Source organism: Mesorhizobium sp. f-mel, assembly GCF_053850215.1.
The window spans coordinates 143,002-157,611 of the sequence record NZ_JBSPTO010000008.1 but is presented as its reverse complement, the minus strand read 5'-3'; the positions used below and the strand labels follow the sequence as shown (position 1 = coordinate 157,611).

General features: G+C 62.9%; 15 protein-coding genes. 11 read left to right on the top strand and 4 right to left on the bottom strand.

Annotated features, from left to right (window positions below; all coding sequences use genetic code 11):
* Window positions 1–48: 48 nt before the first annotated feature.
* The 4 genes from ACWUKX_RS13430 to ACWUKX_RS13415 all read left to right on the top strand — a co-directional run bounded on the left by ACWUKX_RS13430 (window position 49) and on the right by ACWUKX_RS13415 (window position 5,054).
* Window positions 49–759 carry an ABC transporter ATP-binding protein gene (locus tag ACWUKX_RS13430; protein WP_456007253.1) on the top strand — a complete coding sequence of 237 codons (711 nt, stop codon included), beginning with the start codon at window positions 49–51 and terminating at the stop codon, window positions 757–759.
* Complete coding sequence (locus tag ACWUKX_RS13425; protein WP_456007251.1) at window positions 759–3,308, top strand: ABC transporter permease; 2,550 nt, start codon at window positions 759–761, stop codon at window positions 3,306–3,308. Before ACWUKX_RS13430 ends, ACWUKX_RS13425 begins: the two co-directional genes overlap by 1 nt.
* A 240-nt stretch (window positions 3,309–3,548) precedes the next feature.
* On the top strand, window positions 3,549–4,328 hold the full coding sequence (locus ACWUKX_RS13420; protein ID WP_029349432.1) for a Bax inhibitor-1/YccA family protein: 780 nt from the start codon (window positions 3,549–3,551) through the stop codon (window positions 4,326–4,328).
* Window positions 4,329–4,481: 153 nt separating this feature from the next.
* Complete coding sequence (locus tag ACWUKX_RS13415) at window positions 4,482–5,054, top strand: N-acetyltransferase family protein (RefSeq protein WP_456007249.1); 573 nt, start codon at window positions 4,482–4,484, stop codon at window positions 5,052–5,054.
* On the opposite strand, the gene ACWUKX_RS13410 is transcribed toward ACWUKX_RS13415, so the two are convergent.
* A complete protein-coding gene (locus tag ACWUKX_RS13410; RefSeq protein WP_456007247.1) occupies window positions 5,055–5,438 on the bottom strand; it encodes a DUF2794 domain-containing protein in 384 nt (127 codons plus the stop codon).
* A gap of 496 nt (window positions 5,439–5,934) precedes the next feature.
* Window positions 5,935–6,744 (bottom strand): DUF1223 domain-containing protein, encoded by an 810-nt coding sequence (locus ACWUKX_RS13405; protein ID WP_456007245.1) that lies wholly within the window; start codon window positions 6,742–6,744, stop codon window positions 5,935–5,937.
* A gap of 178 nt (window positions 6,745–6,922) precedes the next feature.
* Between ACWUKX_RS13405 and ACWUKX_RS13400 the strand changes: the two genes are divergently transcribed.
* Window positions 6,923–7,612 carry a ceramidase domain-containing protein gene (locus tag ACWUKX_RS13400; RefSeq protein ID WP_456007243.1) on the top strand — a complete coding sequence of 230 codons (690 nt, stop codon included), beginning with the start codon at window positions 6,923–6,925 and terminating at the stop codon, window positions 7,610–7,612.
* A gap of 81 nt (window positions 7,613–7,693) precedes the next feature.
* On the opposite strand, the gene acnA is transcribed toward ACWUKX_RS13400, so the two are convergent.
* Window positions 7,694–10,384 (bottom strand): aconitate hydratase AcnA, encoded by a 2,691-nt coding sequence (gene acnA / locus ACWUKX_RS13395; protein ID WP_456007241.1) that lies wholly within the window; start codon window positions 10,382–10,384, stop codon window positions 7,694–7,696.
* A 285-nt stretch (window positions 10,385–10,669) separates the two neighbouring features.
* Here acnA and ccmA point away from each other — a divergent pair, with 285 nt between their 5' ends.
* The 6 genes from ccmA (at window position 10,670) to ACWUKX_RS13365 (ending at window position 14,279) form a co-directional block, all read left to right on the top strand.
* On the top strand, window positions 10,670–11,278 hold the full coding sequence (gene ccmA, locus ACWUKX_RS13390; RefSeq protein ID WP_456007239.1) for a heme ABC exporter ATP-binding protein CcmA: 609 nt from the start codon (window positions 10,670–10,672) through the stop codon (window positions 11,276–11,278).
* Between the two features lie 52 nt (window positions 11,279–11,330).
* Window positions 11,331–11,996, top strand: a complete 666-nt coding sequence (gene ccmB / locus ACWUKX_RS13385) for a heme exporter protein CcmB (RefSeq protein WP_095520063.1) — start codon at window positions 11,331–11,333, stop codon at window positions 11,994–11,996.
* On the top strand, window positions 11,996–12,367 hold the full coding sequence (locus ACWUKX_RS13380; protein ID WP_456007237.1) for an Imm50 family immunity protein: 372 nt from the start codon (window positions 11,996–11,998) through the stop codon (window positions 12,365–12,367). The genes ccmB and ACWUKX_RS13380 overlap by 1 nt, the downstream gene beginning before the upstream one ends.
* A 107-nt stretch (window positions 12,368–12,474) precedes the next feature.
* Complete coding sequence (ccmD, locus tag ACWUKX_RS13375; RefSeq protein WP_029349414.1) at window positions 12,475–12,642, top strand: heme exporter protein CcmD; 168 nt, start codon at window positions 12,475–12,477, stop codon at window positions 12,640–12,642.
* On the top strand, window positions 12,639–13,217 hold the full coding sequence (locus tag ACWUKX_RS13370; protein WP_287336266.1) for a DsbE family thiol:disulfide interchange protein: 579 nt from the start codon (window positions 12,639–12,641) through the stop codon (window positions 13,215–13,217). The genes ccmD and ACWUKX_RS13370 overlap by 4 nt, the downstream gene beginning before the upstream one ends.
* A gap of 15 nt (window positions 13,218–13,232) precedes the next feature.
* Complete coding sequence (locus tag ACWUKX_RS13365; RefSeq protein WP_456007234.1) at window positions 13,233–14,279, top strand: DUF2332 domain-containing protein; 1,047 nt, start codon at window positions 13,233–13,235, stop codon at window positions 14,277–14,279.
* 93 nt (window positions 14,280–14,372) lie between these two features.
* On the opposite strand, the gene ACWUKX_RS13360 is transcribed toward ACWUKX_RS13365, so the two are convergent.
* Window positions 14,373–14,540, bottom strand: coding sequence for a hypothetical protein (locus ACWUKX_RS13360; RefSeq protein WP_084646772.1), 168 nt, complete (start codon window positions 14,538–14,540; stop codon window positions 14,373–14,375).
* Window positions 14,541–14,610: the final 70 nt, after the last annotated feature.

Here is a 14,610-nt window from a genome sequence, read left to right as displayed (position 1 = left end):
GCAGGCAGAGTTCCAGCCTTCCCCTTTCCCATATAGGACGATTTTATTTTGACAGAAGCCGTCATCGCGCTGAAAAACGTATCGCTGACGCTCGGCGAAGGAGCGTCTTCCGTCCATGTGCTGAAAGGTGTCAGCCTCGATGTGGCTGCCGGAGAGGCGACCGGCATCGTCGGTCCTTCTGGCTCGGGAAAGTCGACGCTGCTGATGGTCCTTGCCGGCTTGGAAAGGGTCGATTCGGGGACGGTACGAATTGCGGGCGAATTGCTGAACGGCAAGAGTGAAGATCAGATCGCATCGTTTCGGGGGCGAAATATTGGCATCGTTTTCCAGTCCTTCCACCTCATCCCGAATATGACAGCGCTCGAAAATGTCGCCGTACCGCTGGAATTAGCCGGCCATAGCGACCCGTTCGGGGTGGCGGCGCGGGAGCTGGAGGCGGTGGGCTTGAGCGACCGCGTCACTCATTATCCCGGCGAATTGTCCGGTGGCGAACAGCAGCGTGTGGCGATCGCCCGGGCGCTGGCGCCTTCGCCGCGCATTCTGATCGCCGACGAGCCGACCGGCAATCTCGACCAGACAACGGGGCGGCAGGTCGCCGATCTTCTGTTCGCCAAGGCGGCCGAGCGCGGCATGACGCTGGTGCTGGTCACTCATGATCCGGCGCTCGCCGCACGCTGCTCCCGGCAGGTATCGATGCGGTCGGGCCGGATCGAGGACGCGCCAGAACCAGCTCTAAAGCCCGGTAAGGTGCGGGCCTGATGCCGCTGTCGCGCACGCTGAAGCTCGCCTTCCGCTTCTCGCTGCGCGAGATGCGCGGCGGGCTGTCCGGCTTCCTAATCTTCCTTGCCTGCATTGCGCTGGGTGTCGCGGCGATCGGCGGCGTCAACTCGGTGGCCCGGGCGATTACCGCCGGTGTCGCCAATGAAGGCCAGTCGCTGCTTGGCGGCGATCTTCGTTTCCAGCTCAATCAGCGCGCCGCGACGCAAGCCGAGCATTTCTTTCTTAACGGGCTGGGCACGGTCTCGCACAGTGCCAACATGCGCTCGATGGCGCGGCTCGAGGACGGTTCCGACCAGGCGCTGGTCGAGGCCAAGGCGGTCGATGGAGCCTATCCGCTCTATGGCGCGCTGGTCACCGAGCCGGCGCTTTCGAAGCAGGAATTGTTCGGCGAAAAATCCGGTGTTTTCGGCGCCGCCGCACCCGACCTTTTGTTCGAGCGGCTGAACCTTGCGATCGGCGACCGGCTGAAGCTGGGCAGCGCCATCTTCGAACTGCGCGCCAGGCTCGTCAACGAGCCGGACGCGGTGTCCGACGGCTTCGGCTTTGCGCCGCGGCTGTTGATCTCGACGGACGGGCTTGCCGCTTCCGGTTTGATCCAGCCGGGCAGCCTGGTCGAGAACGCCTACAAGGTCCGCCTCCCCGGCGGCACCGGAGAGGCTCGCATAAAAGCCATTCAGGATCAGGCGGCGGAGGATTTTCCCGAGTCCGGCTGGTCGATCCGCACGCGCAGCAACGCAGCACCGGCGTTGTCTTCCAACATCGAACGGTTTTCGCAGTTCCTGACGCTGGTCGGGCTGACGGCGCTGGTGGTCGGCGGCGTTGGCGTCGCCAATGCGGTGCGCGCCTATCTCGACGGCAAGCGCGGCGTCATCGCCACCTTCAAGAGCCTGGGGGCTTCGGGCGGTTTCGTCTTTGCCGTCTACCTCGTGCAGATCCTGATGATCGCCGCGCTCGGCATCACGCTCGGCGTTGTGCTTGGCGCGCTGATGCCGTTTGCGGCGAGCGCGGTCCTCCAGTCGGTCATTCCGGTGCCGGCTGAAGGTGGGTTCTATCCCGGCGCGCTCGGCATGGCGGCGCTGTTCGGGCTGCTGGTGACGCTGGCTTTCGCCTTGCTGCCGCTCGGCCGTGCGCGCGACGTGCCGGCGACGGCGTTGTTTCGCGAAATGGGTTTTGAGGGCCGCGGTTTTCCGCGCCCGCTCTACACGGCGGCGGCGCTCGGCATCGCGCTGCTCCTGGCGGCGCTGGCCATTCTGTTTTCCGGCGACCGCTATATCGCCTCGATCTTCGTCGGCGCCACCATTTTCGCTTTCCTGGTGCTGCGCGTCGTCGGCGCGCTGGTGCAGTGGGCCGCCAAAAGAAGCCCGCGCGTTGGCTCGACGGCGCTTAGGCTCGCCGTCGGCAACATCCATCGGCCAGGTGCCTTGACGCCGTCAGTGGTGCTGTCGCTGGGACTGGGATTGACGCTTCTGGTGACGCTGGCGCTGATCGACGGCAATCTCAGGGGGCAGATTTCCGGCAGCCTGCCGGAACGGGCGCCGAACTTCTTCTTCGTCGATATCCAGAGCAGCGATGTCGATGCGTTCTCTGCGCTGGTCAGCAGGCAAGCGCCGCAGGGCACGCTGGTCAAGGTGCCGATGCTGCGCGGCCGGGTGATGGCGCTGAACGGCGTCGACGTCGACAAGGTCAAAGTTCCGGCGGAAAGAGCCTGGGTGCTGCGCGGCGATCGCGGGCTGACCTACGAGGCCAGCATTCCCGCGAATGCGACGCTGACCGAAGGCACATGGTGGCCGGACAATTATGCCGGCGAGCCGCTGGTGTCGTTTTCGGCCGAGGAAGGCAAAGAGATCGGGCTGAAACTCGGCGACACCATCACCGTCAACGTGCTTGGCCGCAACGTGACGGCGAAGATCGCCAATTTCCGCCAGGTCGAGTGGGAGACGATGGGCATCAACTTCGTCATGGTGTTCTCGCCCAGCACATTTGCCGGCGCGCCGCATAGCTGGCTGGCGACGCTGACCGAAAAGGGCGCGTCGCCGGCCGACGATGCCCGTCTTCTCAACGCGGTCACCCGTGCTTTTCCCGCGGTGACGACAGTCAGGGTCAAGGACGCGCTCGACATAGTCAACCGGCTGGTGGCGCAACTCGGCACCGCGATCAGGGCCGCGGCCGGCGTGGCGCTGCTCGCCTCGGTGCTGGTGCTGGCCGGCGCGCTGGCCGCCGGCAACCGCGCCCGCATCCACGATGCAGTGGTGCTGAAGACGCTGGGCGCCACCAGGAAGACGCTGATCGCGGCCTTTTCGCTGGAATACATGCTGATCGGCCTCGCCACCGCGATCTTCGCGCTGGCGGCAGGCGGGATTGCGGCGTGGTTCGTTGTCGCGCGCGTCATGACGCTGCCGTCGCATTTCATGCCTGATGTGGCGGTGGCGACCATCGTCTTTGCGCTGGTGGTCACGGTCGGGATCGGCCTCGCCGGCACCTGGCGGGTGCTGGGCCACAAGGCGGCGCCGGTGCTGCGCAATCTCTGATCTGCAAGCATATACAGGCTCAACGCGACCAGGATTCGGTTAAATCTTGTTAATGTTGGCTTCGGAAGGTCGATAAATGCAGATTTTCGGGTCTTCACGAAGCATTACGTTCGGTTACGGTCTTGTTCTTGACGCCAATAACCATCATATTTCGCAGCAGGCATGCTGGAGCCCCGCCAGCGGCGCCGCGGTCCAAATGGACCGGACACCGGACGGGGCAGAAGCAATATGAGGATTTCAATGGCTGAACCCGTTCGCAATTATCAGACGCGTGCCGTGCCCGGCGCCGGCGTCGATGCTGCTATCGACCAGGGCCTGCGCGCCTATATGATCAAGGTCTACAATCTGATGGGGCTTGGCCTCCTCATCACCGGCCTCGCCGCGGTCGGAACGATCATGCTGGCCACCACCACCGATCCGGCTTCGGCGGTCGCCACCCTGCCGAACGGCGACATGCTGACCTCCTTCGGCTACGCGATCTTCGGCTCGCCGCTGAAATGGCTGGTGATCTTTGCCCCGCTCGCCGCCGTGCTGTTCCTGTCGTTCCGCGTCCAGTCGATGAGCGTTTCTGCCGCGCAGACGACGTTCTGGGTCTATGCCGGCCTGGTCGGCCTGTCGCTGTCGTCGATCTTCTTGGTCTACACGACGGCCAGCATTTCGCAGACCTTCTTCGCCACCGCAGCGGCTTTCGGTGCGCTGTCGCTTTACGGCTACACGACCAAGCGCGATTTGACCGCGTTCGGCTCGTTCCTGGTGATGGGCGTGTTCGGCCTGATCATCGCGATGGTGATCAACATCTTCCTGCAGTCGTCGGCCCTGTCCTTCGCCGTCTCGGCGCTCGGCGTGCTGATCTTTTCGGGCCTCACCGCCTATGACACGCAGAAGATCAAGGAGATGTATTTCGAGGGCGACGCCACCGACGTTGCCGGCCGCAAGGCGATCATGGGCGCTCTGACGCTCTATCTCGACTTCATCAACCTGTTCATGTTCCTGCTGCAGTTCATGGGCGACCGCCGATAACAGGCTTTTGTTTTGAACCATGATCTTCCGAAAACCGGGAAATCATAGTCTGACTGGACTAGCGAGTTTGATAAGGGCGGCCCCACGGCCGCCCTTTTCTTTTGCCCCGGTCTTTGATGAAAATGGCGGGCAGATGATAGACGTGCATAAATTATGACCAGCATCACCATACGGGCGGCTACGCCGGCGGACCTCGACCGGATCACCCATATCTATGCCGACGCGGTGACCCATGGCACGGCGAGCTACGAGCTGGAGCCGCCGAGCTGCGCCGAAATGGGCCAGCGCTTCGAGAGTTTGATAGCGGGGGGCTTTCCCTATCTGGTGGCGGAAAAAGACGGGATTGTGCTCGGCTATGCCTATGCTGGCGCCTTCCGACCACGCCCTGCGTATCGCTTCGTCGTCGAGGATTCTGTCTATCTCGCGCCGGAGGCCAAGGGCCATGGCATCGGGTTCAAGCTCATGCAAGGGCTGATCGAGGCGGCCGAGGCAGCGGGCTTCCGCCAGATCATCGCGGTGATCGGCGACGGTCGGCCGGACAGTGCCTCGGTGCGGCTGCATGAAAAGCTCGGCTTCCGCCATTCGGGCCGCCTGGAAGGCTCCGGCTACAAGCATGGACGCTGGCTGGACACGGTGTTCATGCAACTGCCGATCAATGATGGAGCTCTGGTTCCGCCCGATCCCAACTCGTTGCCGGAACAGAAATTCCGCCAGCAAAATAAGTAGTTAGGCCTCGACCAGCTTCAGCGTGCGGTCGAAGACGCCAAGCACGCGGCCAAGTTCCCGGCCGCGCTTGAGGATGCGGCCGCCGGCGGCAATAACGGCGAATGCGCCTTGCCGGCGCGCCAGCTTCGGATCCTTGACGATCTGGAATAGCGGTACCTCGCTGGTGCGACGGAACACGGAAAAGACGGCGCGGTCGGTGAGATGGTCGATGGCGTAGTCACGCCATTCATTGGCGGCGACCATGCGCCCGTAAAGCCTCAGGATCTGGTCCAATTCACGCCGGTCGAACCGCACCGGCTCGAGGCGTTCGCGTCTTGCCTCATGCAGCGGGATCAGTATTGCGGATGCGTCCCCATCCTCCGTCCCGCTGCCGTGATCAGTCATGCCTCGATCCCTTCGAATGAATCTTACGCCAACCAAAGTTGGCGCTTTCGCCGTGGAATTGCAAGCCCAGCCGGACAAAGGCGGCGGCGCACCGTTTCCGCAGTGTCCAGTCACGTTTATAAAAACGCCCGTTGGAATTGGTGATGCTTCGCCACAATCCTGCCATCTTTTATCCGCGCTCATGCCCCAATGTCCGACGAATTTACGGGTGTTGCCTGAGACGGTTCGGTCCGGCACTGGCTCGTAAACCCCAAGCCCCCCGCCCACGGGTCTGCGTCGGATCGAACCAACCTCGGTTTTTCCCTGTGAAAAATCGGGTGCGACGATCCCAAAACCTAATAGACCGGCGTCAGAAGCAAGCTGACGCCGGTTTTTTCTGCCTGGATGGAAGTGGACGGCTAGAGCGCTTTGCGTTTTGGTCGAACCAAAACCGCGCTCTCTTTATTATCTGACGCATTTTGTCGGACGCCAAACGAAGACGTTTGGCTGCAAAATGCTAAGGGCGAGAATGCGCGGGCTTGTGGATTAAGGCGGCGCCCAGAATGGGACCCGGCAGGCCGTCCTTGCCCACCGATTGCAGCAGCACGGCGCAGCCCCCTTTCTTGGAAATCACGCTCATCGGCAATTCGTAGCGCTGCGCCTTGCCGTGCCACATACCGGCGGTCTGGATGCCGGAGACGGCGTTCCAATAAGTCATGCTGCGGCCGGTGTTTTCGCCTTTGCCGATCTTGATCGTCTGCGGCGGGTCGAAATAAACGATGACGACATGGGCATCGCTGGGGCCGGTCCCGGCATCGCCGGCGTCGATCGTCACGCGGTCATTGGTCCGGCTGACCTTGACGCTGACCCGCATGCCTTCGCCCGATCTTTCCATGCGGGCGAGCGCGCCGTCGACTTCCTTGCGGTTGGCGCCGCTGACATGGCTGCGGCCATTGATGACGGCCTGCGGCGTATAGACCGAGCGGCTGCCGAAGGCGCGCATATACTCATATTGCCGCTCGGTGTTCTCCTTGCGGCTCAGCGTGTCCTTCCAACCGAGATAATCCCAGTAGTCGACATGATAGGCGAGCGCGACGATGTTCTCCTTGGCGGCAAGCTCGGCGAAGAATTCATCGGCGGGCAGGCAGGAATTGCAGCCCTGGCTGGTGAAGAGCTCGACCACGCCCAAGGGTTGGTCAGTCGAGGCTTTGTCAGCCTGGGGTTTGTCGGCCTCGCCGGCGATCGCATTGCCGGCAAGTCCAGCCCCGGCAAACACCGAGAGGGCCAGCGCCAATGCCGCAAGCCGCAATGGTCTTCGAGGTGTCATAGCCGTTTCGACTCCCGCCGGTGATGGCCGGCTTTATTCTGATTGGCGAAATATGTGGCAGAAGCGGCAGTCAACGGGAAGTCACGTTGCGGTGAAATTTTACCGTTGTAACCAACTGCAAGGGCGCAATAGGACGGGCTACACTTCTGGGTAGATATAGATTCGGGCAACAATCAGCATGTGGCAAACTCTCCTGACGCCGGTCGACCTGTACTGCGAGCGGGTCGGGCCGGAGCTCTGGGCCGAGCCGGTCAACGCACTGACCAATCTGGCTTTTCTTGTCGCCGGGCTGTTGGGTGTCCGAGAGGTGCGCCGGCGTGGCACCGGCATCTTCGCCGAAGTGCTGGCCTGGTGGGTGGTGGCGATCGGCGTCGGCTCGGCGCTGTTCCACACCTTTGCCAACCATGGCACGGTCTGGGCCGACGTGCTGCCGATCGCCGGGTTCACGCTGGCCTACACGCTGTTCAACCTGCGCCGTTTCCTCGGCATGAAATGGGGCAAGGCGATCGCCATCTTCGTCGCCTTCTATGCCGTCACTGGGTTATTGACCTGGGCCGTGCCGGACTGGCTGCGCCAGGCATCGAACGGCACGACCGGCTATCTGCCGCCCTTCCTGGCGCTTGCCTTCTTCGGCGTCTTAGTGGCGGCGGGCGGCAACCGCGCCGGCTGGTACAATCTGGCAGGCTCGGCGATCTTCGTCGTGTCGGTCATCTTCAGGATGATCGATCCGCTGGTCTGCAGCAGCTTCCCGCTCGGGACGCATTTCCTGTGGCACATCCTCAACGGGCTGATGCTCGGTGTGTTGCTGGCGGCGGCGGCGCGCTTCGGGGCGCCAAAGGTAGAGGGGAATAGGGGAATAGGGGAATAGGGGAATAGGGGAATAGGGGAATAGGGGAATAGGGGAATAGGGGAATTGGTGTCTTCCCTACTCCCTTACTCCCCTAATTTCCTATGCCGCCAGATCGCGCAGCACATACTGCAGGATGCCGCCGTTCTTGAAGTAGTCGAGCTCGTCCAGTGTATCGATACGGCAGATGATCGGAATGTTCTTCACCCTGCCGTCGCCATAGGTGATCTTCGCGACCATCTTCTGGCGCGGCTTGATGGCGCTTAGTCCGTCGATCTCGACCAGTTCGTCGCCCTTGAGGTTGAGCGACGCCCATGAGGTGCCCTCCTCGAAGACGAAGGGGATGACGCCCATGCCGACCAGGTTCGAGCGGTGGATGCGCTCGAACGACTGAGCGATGACGGCGCGAACGCCCAGGAGGTTGGTGCCCTTGGCCGCCCAGTCGCGCGACGAGCCGTTGCCGTATTCGACACCGGCGAAGATGACTAGCGGCACGCCTTCCTTCTTGTACTCCATGGCGGCGTCGTAGATCGATTTCTCTTCCTTCGACGGATAGTGGATGGTGTAGCCGCCCTCGCGGCCGTTCTCGCCCAGCATGTGGTTGCGGATGCGGATGTTGGCGAAGGTGCCGCGCATCATCACCTCGTGATTGCCGCGCCGTGTGCCGTACTGGTTAAAGTCGGCAACGCCGACGCCATGGTCGGTTAAGTATTTGCCGGCTGGCGAGGCCGCCTTGATCGAGCCGGCCGGCGAGATATGGTCGGTGGTGATCTTGTCGCCGAACAGGCCGAGCACCCGCGCGCCCTTGATGTCGCCGATTGTCCCGAAGCCTGACGTCATCCCGGCAAAATAAGGCGGGTTCTGCACATAGGTCGAATGGTCGTCCCAGGCGTAGGTCTGGCCTTCCGGCGCCTTGACGTTCTGCCAGTATTCGTCGCCCTTGAAGACGTCGGCATATTTGCGGGCGAACAGTTCGCGCGTCACGTTCTTCTCGATGAACTCCTGGATCTCGACCGAGCTCGGCCAGATGTCCCGGAGGTAGACCGGGTTCCCGTCACGGTCCTCGCCGAGCGGTTCGGTGGTCAGATCCTTGGTCACGGTCCCGGCCAGCGCGTGGGCGACGACCAGCGGCGGCGAAGCGAGGTAGTTCGCCTGCACGTCGGGCGAGACGCGGCCTTCGAAATTGCGGTTGCCGGAAAGCACCGCGGCAGCAATCAAACCTTTATCGTTGATGGTCTTGGAGATCGGCGCCGGCAACGGGCCGGAATTGCCGATGCAGGTGGTGCAGCCGAAGCCGACCAGGTTGAAGCCGATCTGGTCGAGTTCCTTCTGCAGGCCGGATTTCTCCAGATATTCGGCGACGACCTGGCTGCCCGGCGCCAGCGATGTCTTGACCCACGGCTTCTGCTTGAGCCCGAGCCGGTTTGCGTTGCGCGCCAAAAGCCCGGCGCCGATCAGCACGCTCGGGTTCGAGGTGTTGGTGCAGGAGGTGATGGCGGCGATCACGACATCGCCATGGCCGAGATCATAGTTGGTGCCTTCGACGGCATAGCGCTTGTCGATTTCGGCGGCTTTCTTGTATTCGGTCTCCATCGCCTTGGCAAAGCCGTCCGGAATGCCTTCAAGTGCTACGCGGCCTTCCGGACGCTTGGGGCCGGCCATCGATGGCACGACACTGCCGAGATCGAGCTCGAGCAGGTCGGTGAAGACCGGGTCGGCCGAGCCGCTATCGCGCCACATGCCTTGCGCCTTGGCGTATGCCTCGACCAGCGCGATGCGGTTTTCCTCGCGGCCGGACATGGTGAGGTAGCGGATGGTTTCGCCATCAACCGGGAAGAAGCCGCAGGTGGCGCCGTATTCGGGCGCCATGTTGCCGATAGTCGCGCGGTCGGCCAGCGTCATGTTGGACAGACCCGGACCGAAGAACTCGACGAATTTGCCGACGACGCCCTTCTTGCGCAGCATCTGGGTGACGGTGAGCACGAGGTCGGTGGCGGTGACGCCTTCCCTCAGTCTGCCGGTGAGGCGGAAGCCGATAACTTCGGGCAACAGCATGGAGACGGGCTGGCCGAGCATGGCGGCCTCGGCCTCGATGCCGCCGACGCCCCAGCCGAGCACGCCAAGGCCGTTGATCATGGTGGTGTGCGAATCGGTGCCGACGCAGGTGTCGGGATAGGCGGTGGTTTCGCCGCTTTCAGTGTTGGTCCACACGACCTGGCCGAGATATTCGAGATTGACCTGATGGCAGATGCCGGTGCCGGGCGGCACGACGCGGAAATTGCGGAAGGCCTGCTGGCCCCATTTCAGGAATTTGTAGCGTTCTTCGTTGCGCTCGTACTCGAGCTCGACATTGCGGGCGAAAGCCAGCGGCGTGCCGAACTCATCGACGATGACCGAGTGGTCGATGACCAGGTCGACCGGCACCAGCGGATTGATCTTTTGCGGGTCGCCGCCAAGCGAGGCCATGGCATCGCGCATGGCGGCCAGGTCGACCACGGCCGGAACGCCGGTGAAATCCTGCATCAGCACACGGGCCGGCCGATAGGCAATCTCGACGCCGGCGGTTCCCCTGTCGGTCAGCCAGCCGGCGACCGCCTGGATGCTCTCCTCGGTGACGGAACGGCCGTCCTCGTTACGCAGCAGGTTCTCTAGCAGCACCTTCATCGAATAGGGCAACTGGGCGATGCCGGTGAGGCCGTTCTTCTCGGCCTCGACAAGGTCGTAATAAACATAGTCGGTTCCGCCTGCGGTCAGCGTGCGGCGGCAATTGAAACTATCGAGGGATTTTGACACGTGCGATCCGTCCTTGTCTGTTCAGCCTGAAAGGGAACGGACGCCGATGGCATGCAATCACGCGCAAAGGTGCGGGTACGGCCATTTCCGCTGTCCGTTCCCAGCCAACCCGAGCCGTTCAAGGCGGCGCGTGCGCTGGTTCGGCGCTAATTCGCTTCCCGTGCCGACCGCTGGCACGGATGACCCGGATATAGAGAATTTCCTGGAATAGTTCTAGACAGTCGAAAGGCTATTTTGTGCGATGCGGCAGCTGCCGTGGCGCGGTGTTCTCGGGACGGGCAAGGAATGCGGCTGATCGCCGAAAATCTGGGCGGCGAACGCGGCGGCGAGGCGGTTTTTTCCGGCATCAACTTTGCCCTTGAGAAAGGCCAGGCGCTGATCGTCACCGGGCCGAACGGCGCGGGGAAATCGACACTGCTCAGGGTGGTCGCCGGGCTGCTGCCGGTGGCGGCAGGCCGTTTGCTTATCGAAGGCGGCGGCGAGGATTTTCCATCGGTCGCCTCGGCCTGCCACTATCTCGGTCACCAGAACGCGATGAAGACGGCGCTGAGCGTGATTGAAAATCTGCGCTTCTGGCGCGATTTTTCGGGGGTGGATTTTTTGAGCGCTGAAGCGGCGCTGGAAATGGTCGGGCTTGATGGGATCGGCCATCTGCCGTTCGGCTATCTCTCCACCGGGCAACGCCGCCGCGCGGCAATCGCAAAATTACTGGTCAGCCGGCGACCGCTGTGGCTGCTCGACGAGCCGACGGCTGGGCTGGACAAGGCTTCGGAAGAGCGATTCGCCCGATTGATGACGCAGCATCGCGGAGAGGGCGGGATCATCATTGCGGCAACGCATCTGCCACTGGGGCTCGAGGGGGCACAAGCGCTGGTGATGGGGGAAACTGGGTAATGTCGGCATTCCTTCGCGCCCCCCTCTGTCCTGGGCAGGGGCGTCTCACACCATGCTAGCCCTCTTCCTGCGCGATATCCGCCTGAGTATCCGGGCCGGCGGCGGGGCGCTGACCGGCGTGATCTTCTTTCTCGCGGTGATCGCGACGATCCCCTTCGGTGTCGGACCGGATCTCAATCTGCTTGCCCGCATCGGCCCGGCGATCCTGTGGATCGGCGCCTTGCTCGCTTGCCTGCTCGGTCTCGACCGATTGTTCCAGGCCGACCGGGAAGACGGCTCGCTCGATCTGCTGGTGCTCGGCAACGACCGGCAGATGCTGGCGCTGACCGTACTGACGAAATGCCTGGCGCATTGGGCGGGAAGCGTGCTGCCGCTGGTCATCGCGGCACCCTTGCTCGGCCTGTTCATGAATATGGAGCCGATCGGCATCGGCGCCACGGCGCTGACCCTTCTGGTCGGCACGCCGGCGATCACCTTCATCGGCGCTGCCGGTGCGGCGGTGGCGGTGGCGCTGCCGCGCGGCGGGCTGCTGATCTCGGTGCTGGTGCTGCCGCTGACCATTCCCGTGCTGATCTTTGGCGTGTCGGCAAGCTATGGCGCGGTGGCGAACCCCGATCCGTTCCTGCAGCCTTTCCTCATCCTCGCCGCGCTGACCTTGTTTCTTGCCGTGCTGGGGCCGGTTGCGGCAGCGTTGGCGCTGCGTCATGGGGCGGACTGATGTGGCCGCTACGCATAGAAAATCCGATCTTTCTCCAGACCATCTACGGCAACTATCCGGACCTGTCTTCTGTCGAGATCACCAAGGCCGAAATCAGTCGAGACGGGCCTAGCCTGCACCTGCATTTTATATCTCTCCCCTACCGGCCTCCCGTCAAATGGGGAGCATTCAACGCGGTGTATTTTGAACTCGCGTTCGAAGGTGTCGAGTCGATCAGCGTTCGGAAATTCCAGAGTCATGACAGGAGCGCAGTCAGAATGTGGGACGACGCGGGCAAAATTCTGCTCACCTGCGAAGGAGCTGTCAGGCTGTCCATGACATGCCAGTTCATGCGTACAATCAAAATATCCGGTCTGCTGCAGTCGCAATAGATGAACTTCCGATTCCGAGTGACCGCAAATCCGCCGCAGACGCCGTTCATTGCGACGAACAGCCAGTGCAGCTATGAACTTCGCTGCAAGAAGCCTTGGATCGAGAAATGAGCGTACACGCCCTTTATGTGACCGCTGCCTATGCCATCACGGCCGTGGTTCTGGCCGGGCTGATCGGCTGGATCCTGTTCGACCAGCGTGCGCGCAAGAGGGACCTCGCCGAGTTGGAAGCGTCCGGCGTGCGGCGGCGCTCCGACAAGGCGGGGAAATCATGAGCATGCAAACGGAAACGCCGGCGCGCGCGCGGCGCCTGATCGTGCTTTTGCCGCTGCTGATTTTCCTCGGGCTGGCGGGACTGTTCCTGACGCAGCTGCTGTCCGGCCGCGACACTTCGGAAGTGCCATCGGCGCTGATCGGCCTGCCCGCGCCGCCGACCAACCTGCCGGCGCTGGAGGGCATGAATTTGCCCGGGCTCGACTCCAAGCAGTTCGCCGGCGAGGTTACGCTGGTCAACGTCTTCGCGTCGTGGTGCGGGCCGTGCCGCGACGAGCATCCGGTGCTGCTGGCGCTGTCGCAGGACAAGCGCTTCGTCATCGCCGCGCTCAACTACAAAGACCAGCCGGAAAACGCCCGCCGGTTCCTCGGCAATCTCGGCAACCCCTTCCAGGCGATCGGCGTCGACGCAGCGGGGCGCGCGGCAATCGACTGGGGCGTCTACGGCGTGCCGGAAACCTTCGTCGTCGGCAAGGACGGCAAGATCGCCTACAAGCATGTCGGCCCGCTGACGCCAGGCTCGGCACAGACGCTGCTTTTGCCCGAGATCGAGAAAGCGCTGGCCGCTCCGGGCTGAGACACCGGAGACGCGATGGACGAACGAGACATCCGCGACCATTTTCTGGCTCAGGCGAAAGCCTGCGATGGACTTGGCTCGCCTTTCACCGCGAATTTATGCCGTGCGCTGGACAAGGTTCTCGACGCAAACACCAGGACCGGGCGAGCGGTGCTCGGCTGGCCGGGCGACGCGCGCGCCGACGGCCTCGCATTGCGCGTGTGCGGCGCGCTGCATGCGTTGGTCCTAACGGGTGCCAGTGAGCGGCTGGCAGTGATCTATCCGCCCAACCAGACAAGCGTATCCGAGATCGCGGCGGTGCTGCCGGAGGCAATTGCGCGATCCGACGAGCAGATCGTCGCCGGCCTCGCCGGCGCGCCGCAGACCAATGAAATCGCCCGGTCGGCGATGCTGCTGCCTGGATTTCTGACGATCGCGCGGGAAACCGGCCTGCCGCTGGACTTGTCCGAGATCGGCGCCAGCGCCGGGCTCAATCTCCTGTTCGACAGCTTTCACTACCGCTACGGCGATGCCGAGTGGGGAGACCCGGCCTCCCCCGTCCGGTTGGCACCGGAGGTGCGCGGCCACGCTGTTCCACTTGAAGGAGCGATCAACGTCCGCCATCGGGCTGGCTGCGACATCGCGCCGGTCGATGTCGCCGACGCAGCAACGCGGGTACGGCTTCGGTCTTACGTCTGGGCCGATCAGACGGCACGGCTGGCCCGGCTCGACGCCGCGCTGTCACTTGCCGAAAAGTTTCAACCGCTGCTTGTCAAAGCGGACGCGGCGGATTTTGTCGAGAAGGCACTGGCCGCACGGCAGCAGCAGGGCGGCGCCTTCGTGCTCTATCATTCGATCATGTGGCAATACCTGCCGCGGGCGACCAAGGATGCCATCACCGCCACGCTGGAGCAGGCGGGCAGAGAGGCCACGACCGTTGCGCCTATCGCAAGGCTGAGGATGGAGCCGCGCGATCCCACAAAGCAGTGGGCGGTACTCAGCCTCACTCTATGGCCCGGCGGCGAGACACGCCGACTAGCCAATTGCGATTACCACGGCCGCTGGATCGAATGGATTGGCTAAGCCCAATCAAACCGTTCTGGTTGCGCATGATCTCGTGCGAAAGTCTGCAACTTTTTGCTGCGCTGACCTTCGGTTCGGGATCATGGGTTCGCCTCAGCCGTAGATCTGCTTGTGGACCTGGTAGAGCATTTCGCTGCGGTCGGCGCGCATGTCGGCCAGATCGCGGCTGGAAAAGGAGTCTATTTCGGCGATGAGGCGGTTGTATTGCCGGCGCTTGGCGATGCTGGTGCGAGCGCGGCTCATGAGGTTGTCGAGAATCATAGCGAGGTTCCTTCTGTGCCGCATTGTTGCGGCAGATTGTTCCTCCCTGATCGATATGGAGCATGACATA

Excerpts from the sequence above, each read along its gene's own strand:
- ACWUKX_RS13405 (WP_456007245.1), bottom strand. The coding sequence starts at position 6,744 with ATGACACCTCGAAGACCATTGCGGCTTGCGGCATTGGCGCTGGCCCTC.
- ACWUKX_RS13360 (WP_084646772.1), bottom strand. The coding sequence starts at position 14,540 with ATGATTCTCGACAACCTCATGAGCCGCGCTCGCACCAGCATCGCCAAG.
- ACWUKX_RS13425 (WP_456007251.1), top strand. The coding sequence starts at position 759 with ATGCCGCTGTCGCGCACGCTGAAGCTCGCCTTCCGCTTCTCGCTGCGC.
- ACWUKX_RS13365 (WP_456007234.1), top strand. The coding sequence starts at position 13,233 with ATGGACGAACGAGACATCCGCGACCATTTTCTGGCTCAGGCGAAAGCC.
- ACWUKX_RS13400 (WP_456007243.1), top strand. The coding sequence starts at position 6,923 with ATGTGGCAAACTCTCCTGACGCCGGTCGACCTGTACTGCGAGCGGGTC.
- ACWUKX_RS13420 (WP_029349432.1), top strand. The coding sequence starts at position 3,549 with ATGGCTGAACCCGTTCGCAATTATCAGACGCGTGCCGTGCCCGGCGCC.
- ccmB (WP_095520063.1), top strand. The coding sequence starts at position 11,331 with ATGCTAGCCCTCTTCCTGCGCGATATCCGCCTGAGTATCCGGGCCGGC.
- ACWUKX_RS13380 (WP_456007237.1), top strand. The coding sequence starts at position 11,996 with ATGTGGCCGCTACGCATAGAAAATCCGATCTTTCTCCAGACCATCTAC.
- ACWUKX_RS13415 (WP_456007249.1), top strand. The coding sequence starts at position 4,482 with ATGACCAGCATCACCATACGGGCGGCTACGCCGGCGGACCTCGACCGG.
- ccmA (WP_456007239.1), top strand. The coding sequence starts at position 10,670 with ATGCGGCTGATCGCCGAAAATCTGGGCGGCGAACGCGGCGGCGAGGCG.
- ACWUKX_RS13370 (WP_287336266.1), top strand. The coding sequence starts at position 12,639 with ATGAGCATGCAAACGGAAACGCCGGCGCGCGCGCGGCGCCTGATCGTG.
- ACWUKX_RS13410 (WP_456007247.1), bottom strand. The coding sequence starts at position 5,438 with ATGACTGATCACGGCAGCGGGACGGAGGATGGGGACGCATCCGCAATA.
- ccmD (WP_029349414.1), top strand. The coding sequence starts at position 12,475 with ATGAGCGTACACGCCCTTTATGTGACCGCTGCCTATGCCATCACGGCC.